Here is a 5,406-nt window from a genome sequence, read left to right as displayed (position 1 = left end):
CTATCAGCCCAACCTTTTCGCCCGCAACCTCAACCGCAAGCGCACCCGCAACATCGGCATCGTCGTGCCGACGATCACCGATCCGTTCTACGCCGAGATGGTCAGCCGCATCGAATTTCGTTGCCGCGACGAGGGCTATTGGCCGATCGTCATCTCCTCGCATGGCTCGCCGAAGCTGGAGGCAGAGTCGGTCAGGACGCTGCTATCGCTGAAGGTCGCCGGCGCGATCATCGCCCCGCTCGGCCTGGCTTCCGACCGCAGCGTCTTCGACAAGCTTGGGCAGGACATTCCGATCGTCTATTTCGACACCTATATCGAGGGCGATACGCCGTTCGTCGGCAACGATAACCGACAGAGCGTGTCGACCATTGTCGACTATCTCTGCCGCTCGGGCGAGCCGCCGATCTATCTCGACATTCCGCATGTCAACCACAACTCCGGCGAACGCCAGGAGAGCTACATCGTTGCGATGGAGACCGCCGGTTTCAAGCCGATCGTCATCGAGGCCGCGCGCGATTACACCTGGGACTTCGAACGCATCGGCTACGAGCAGACGGAAAAAATGCTGGAGGCCGGCACCTTGCCTGGCCGCACCATCCTGTGCGCCAATGATCGTCTCGCCTTTGGCGTGATGGCGGCTGCGTTCTCGCGCGGCCTGAAGGTCGGCCGCAGGCCCGATTGCGATCTGCGCGTTGCCGCGCACGACGACCATCCGCTGAGCCGCTATACCTGCCCGGCGCTGACCACCATGGCGCAGGATTTCACCGCCATGGCCGGCCGCAGCGTCGAGATCCTGCTGGCTCTGCTGGACGAGGCCGACCCGCCGAAGCAAAGCCTGGCCCGTACGGTCAAGCTCGGCGCCACCCTGGTGATGCGTCAGTCGGCCTGATCGTCAGCAACCTTCTCGAAGTGACGCCAGGCCGCCACTGCCTCGGCCACCGCTTGCCGGGCAGCGGGAACATAGCGCCCCATCGAGACGAAGCCATGAATCTGGCCTGGCCATTGCCGCAGGATCACAGGCACGCCCGCGGCTTGCAGGCGCGCTACATAGGCTGCCCCTTCGTCGGCGAGGATGTCACAGCCGGCAAGCGCCACGAATGCAGGCGCGACGCCGGCGAGATCGGGCACCAGCAAGGGCGAGACGCGCCAGTCCAGCACGTCGTCCGGCGTTCGCACATAATGGTCGCGGAACCACGCCATGGTGGTTGCGGTGAGCCCGAAGCCGTCGCCGAAACGCCTGTAGCTGTCCGATGTCTGCCGCGCATCGGTGTTGGGATAGATCAGGATCTGCGCGGCAAGGGACGGTGCGAGCCCATCGCGCGCGAGCAGCGCCAGCACGGCGGCGAGGTTGCCGCCGGCGCTATCGCCGGCAACACCGATGCGTCTGATGTCGATGCCGAGATCGGCGGCATGCTCGGCCATGAACCGAAGGGTTGCCAGACAATCCTCGAGCCCGGCGGGAAATTTGTGTTCCGGCGCCAGGCGGTAATCGGGGCAGACAATGAAGGCGTTGCCGAGATTGGCCATCAGGCGGCAGATCTCGTCATGTGAGTCGAGATTGCCGATGACCCAGCCGCCGCCATGCAGATAGAGCAGCGCCGGCGCGCCGCATTGTGGCGCGCCGACGCCGCGATGGATGCGGAGCGTAACAGGCCCGTTCGGCCCGTCAATCTGCTGCTCAAAGGTCGTTGCGACCGGCTCGTGCTCGCCCTGTAGTTCTGGAAACGAGGCGTTGTAAGCGGCGCGCGCCGTCGCCACGCTGCCGGTCTCGAATGGCTTGCCGCCCGCTGCACGACCAATTTCGAGGACGCGAAGCGCATCCGGATCGAGCGTCATGATCATACCCTCAGGCCAACAGGCTGCTTGCCTCTTCCTCGGTCAGCAGGGCCGGTTGGACGACATCGCCCGCGATGGCGACCGAGCCCTGTGTTTCACCGGAGCGCAGGATAGCCTCCATGATCTCCAGCACATGCAGAGCAAGGCTGCCGGAGGCGCGGGGCGCGTTGCCGGTCTGAAGCGAGCGCACCAGATCGGCGACGCCGAGCATGCGGTAATTGGCGCGGTCGGGTGCCGCGTAAGGCCAGTTGCGGGCGCCATAGAGCTCGCCTTCGCTGGCGAAATCCTGCCAGTCGGTGCCGCGTTCCGACAGCGACACCGTGCCGCCGAACGTGTCGGGGTCGGGCAAGCGCAACGAGCCCTCGGTGCCGTGCAGCTCGATCGGGTGGTTGGAGTGGCGAAAGACATCCCATGAGGCGCCGAAGGTGACGGTTGCGCCGGAGCGGAACTCGAGCAGCGACAGCACGTTGGTCGGCGTGCCGACCTTGAATGTGGTGTTCTTGAAGGGCCCCTCGGCGGTGATCAGCCTTTCATCCTGGCCGCGTGTTGCCATTGCCATGACGCGCTCGACGGGGCCGAGCAGATTGACCAGCATGGTCAGATAATAAGGCCCCATGTCGAACACCGGGCCGCCACCCGGCTGGTAGTAGAATTGCGGGTTGGGATGCCAGTGCTCCATGCCACGGCCCATCATGAAGGCGGTGCCGGTGACCGGGCGGCCGATGGCGCCGTCATCCATCAGCCGGCGGGCGCGGCGCCCGGCTGCACCGAGGAAAGTGTCGGGCGCCGAGCCGAGCAGCACGCCGCGTGACCGCGCCTCGTCGACCAGCCGCCGTCCATCGGCGGCCGAGGTGGCGAGCGGCTTCTCGGTGAAGACGTGCTTGCCGGCCGAAAGTGCCGAAAACGAAATGTCGAAATGCGCCGCCGGAATGGTCAGGTTGAGGACAAGTTCGATCTCGGGGTCGGCCAGCAGCGCATCGACGCCAAGTGCCCGTATGCCATATTCCTCCGCCCGTACTGCCGTCATGTCGGCCGAAATATCGGCGCACGCGCGCAACTCGATCCCGCCAAAGAGAGCGGCATTGCGCAGATAGGTCATCGAGATATTGCCGCATCCGATGACGCCGATCCCGAGTTTCGTCGTTGATATCCCGTGCATTTTCGATCGTACCTCCCAACGCAGTCATCGTCTGCCGGATCCGCCCAGAGGTAACGGATCGCCTTCGCAAAGGGCAATACAGCATTTTAAATATTGACGCGCGTAAAATTTTTATACAACATGCGAAAATGCTGGCGCGATATCGGGAGGCTGCCAGTCCTGGGGAGGAGAAAATGACCGACATGAAAAAACGGCTGACCGCCGATGCGAATGCCGTGGGTCATGCGCGCATCGGATATTTCCGCCGCGGCCGGGGACCGCGACGGGGTCAGGCATAGATCACCTTGGCCCCGGTCCTATCAAGCTGGGTGCGTATCGGCCCAGACAGGCCATCGTCGGTGATCACAACATCGACGCTCGACAGCGAAAAGGCCTTGGAGGTCCCGCTGACGCCCCATTTGCTCGAATCCGCAAGGAGGACAACGCGCCGGGCCATGCGCACGAGGTTTCGCTTCGTTCGCGCCATGTCTTCGTTCACGTCGACCACATCCAGTGACGAGTCAATCGCATGCGCTCCAACAAAGACCTGATGCGCGACCAAGCCGCCGAGAGCCGTGTCGGCATCGGTGATCAGCGTGCTCACCGTGTCTGGATAGACCCGGCCACCGATCATGTGAACGTCGAGCCCGGGCCGATGCATCAGATGCTGCACGATATTCATCGCCGTGGCGGCGACCACGACGTTGCTGAGCGGCGGTAACAACATGGCAACCTGCATCAATGTCGAGCCGCCGTCGAAGATGACCGATTGGTTGTCCTCGAACAGTTCTACCGCTGCCCGGGCGATGCGTTTCTTTGCATCGAGATTCGTTTGCATCCGCCGGGCGAACGCGGCCGTGGTCGAATCCGTGGTCCGGGTCACCGCGCCGCCGCGGGTCTTGGTCAGCAATCCCTTGCGGTCCAGTATCTCGAGGTCGGAGCGCACCGTGACTTCCGACACGCCAAAATCGTCTGACAGGTCCTTGATGCGAACCTGTCCGCTGCGTTGCACTTCACCTAGGATCGATTGGCGTCTCTGCTCTGACAACATTGCCCTGTCCTTGCCTCCATGCGCCAAGCGATCACCCTGGCCTCGATTCACTCTATCAAAATATGCGAATTCGAAAGCTTTCGAAAGATTGCATTTGTCTTTTCTTTCGCAAACACTGGGTCTGGGATTTTGAAATCAATCGATTGGAGAGTTTTGGACTCATGAGCCTCGGAACCAAGGTGCGCCTGGCGCGCCTCTTCTCACATCCATCAGGGAATCTTTTTGGCGGCGCGGTCGACCACTTTGTCGGCTATGGCGACGTGCGCAAAGGAGGTCTTGCCGACCTGCCGGGCGCGCTTGCACGCGTCATGGTAGGCAAACCCGACTACGTCAGCATCCAGCCTGGCACCGCGCGCCATCTGTGGCCGCAATACGCCGGCAAGGCTTGCCTGGTGATCCAGGCCGGCTGCTTCACCCCGGACGATCGCATCAGTGAACTGATTGCAACGCCCGAGGATGCGGTGCGCGCTGGCGCCGATGCGTTGGCCGTGGCCATTCCGGTGCGCGGCGCGACCGAGGGCAAATACATACGCTGGCTGACCGATTCGGTGAACGCGGCGGCCCGTTACGGCATGCCGGTGGTGGCGCATATCTACCCTCGCGATTTCACCGACGGGGCAAAAATCGTCTTCACCCCCGACGAGATCGCCTATGCGGCACGCATCGGCTACGAGTCCGGCGTCGACGTGATCAAGATCGGTTACACGGGCGATTTCGAGTCGTTTCGAGAGACCGTTCGGACCTGCCCGGTGCCGGTTGTGATCGCCGGTGGTCCGAAGACCGACACGTTGCTCGGCGCCCTTCAGCAGACGGCGGACGCCATCCGTGCCGGTGCGCGCGGTGCCGTGGTGGGCCGCAATCTCTGGGGGCATGGCGATCCGGAAAAGGCAGCGATTGCCTTTCGGGGCGTCATCCACGACGGCCTTTCGGCGCAAGACGCCTTGGCGAAGGCGGGTGCCTGAACGATGCCCACCGTCCCTTCAATCCTCGGCTTCGGCGCTATTGCGATCGACGACATCGTCTATGTCGATCAGCCGTTGTCGGCGGGCAAAGGGAAGGTTCTGCAAAGTGCCCGAGCTTTCGGGGGAAATGTCGCGACGGCACTTGCCGCCGTCGCGCGGCTCGGCGGAAGCGCCGGGTTCGTCGGATGGCTGGGCAGTGCCGCCGACGACGCCGTGTTGTGCGATCTCGTTGCGAGCGGCGTTGAAACCGCGTTCGCGCCGCGCCACCCGCACGCGCGCCCGGTGCGCTCGCGGATCACCGTCGGTTCGGATGGGGAGCGATTCATCGCGTATGACGACGAAGCGATGCTGGGCACTGCGCCGGACTTTCCGGACGAGGTTCTCAGCCGCGCGACCGTCCTGATCGTCGACAGTTACGG

6 protein-coding genes are annotated in these 5,406 nt (G+C 63.5%); 3 read left to right on the top strand and 3 right to left on the bottom strand.

The window, feature by feature from the left end; genetic code table 11:
- Positions 1-889, top strand: an 889-nt coding sequence (locus tag EN943_RS34595; protein WP_164778538.1) for a LacI family DNA-binding transcriptional regulator, incomplete at its 5' end; no start/stop codon positions are given.
- On the opposite strand, the gene EN943_RS34590 is transcribed toward EN943_RS34595, so the two are convergent.
- The 3 genes from EN943_RS34590 to EN943_RS34580 form a co-directional block, all read right to left on the bottom strand.
- Positions 877-1,836 (bottom strand): alpha/beta hydrolase, encoded by a 960-nt coding sequence (locus EN943_RS34590; protein WP_127416329.1) that lies wholly within the window; start codon positions 1,834-1,836, stop codon positions 877-879. The two genes, EN943_RS34595 and EN943_RS34590, sit on opposite strands and share 13 nt — an antisense overlap.
- A 10-nt stretch (positions 1,837-1,846) precedes the next feature.
- Positions 1,847-2,995: a Gfo/Idh/MocA family oxidoreductase gene (locus tag EN943_RS34585; protein ID WP_127416328.1), complete on the bottom strand. Its 1,149-nt coding sequence runs from the start codon at positions 2,993-2,995 to the stop codon at positions 1,847-1,849.
- Positions 2,996-3,263: 268 nt separating this feature from the next.
- Complete coding sequence (locus EN943_RS34580) at positions 3,264-4,025, bottom strand: DeoR/GlpR family DNA-binding transcription regulator (protein WP_127416327.1); 762 nt, start codon at positions 4,023-4,025, stop codon at positions 3,264-3,266.
- Positions 4,026-4,186: 161 nt separating this feature from the next.
- On the opposite strand from EN943_RS34580, the gene EN943_RS34575 reads away from it, so the two are divergent.
- Entirely contained in the window at positions 4,187-4,987 is an 801-nt protein-coding gene (locus EN943_RS34575; RefSeq protein ID WP_127255183.1) for a class I fructose-bisphosphate aldolase, read from the top strand.
- Positions 4,988-4,990: 3 nt separating this feature from the next.
- Positions 4,991-5,406, top strand: a 416-nt coding sequence (locus tag EN943_RS34570; RefSeq protein ID WP_245476088.1) for a PfkB family carbohydrate kinase, incomplete at its 3' end; no start/stop codon positions are given.

This window comes from Mesorhizobium sp. M7A.F.Ca.US.006.01.1.1, from assembly GCF_003997935.1.
Classification (GTDB): domain Bacteria; phylum Pseudomonadota; class Alphaproteobacteria; order Rhizobiales; family Rhizobiaceae; genus Mesorhizobium.
This window is presented reverse-complemented; position numbering and strand designations above follow the sequence as displayed.

Excerpts from the sequence above, each read along its gene's own strand:
- EN943_RS34590 (WP_127416329.1), bottom strand. The coding sequence starts at position 1,836 with ATGACGCTCGATCCGGATGCGCTTCGCGTCCTCGAAATTGGTCGTGCA.
- EN943_RS34585 (WP_127416328.1), bottom strand. The coding sequence starts at position 2,995 with ATGCACGGGATATCAACGACGAAACTCGGGATCGGCGTCATCGGATGC.
- EN943_RS34580 (WP_127416327.1), bottom strand. The coding sequence starts at position 4,025 with ATGTTGTCAGAGCAGAGACGCCAATCGATCCTAGGTGAAGTGCAACGC.
- EN943_RS34575 (WP_127255183.1), top strand. The coding sequence starts at position 4,187 with ATGAGCCTCGGAACCAAGGTGCGCCTGGCGCGCCTCTTCTCACATCCA.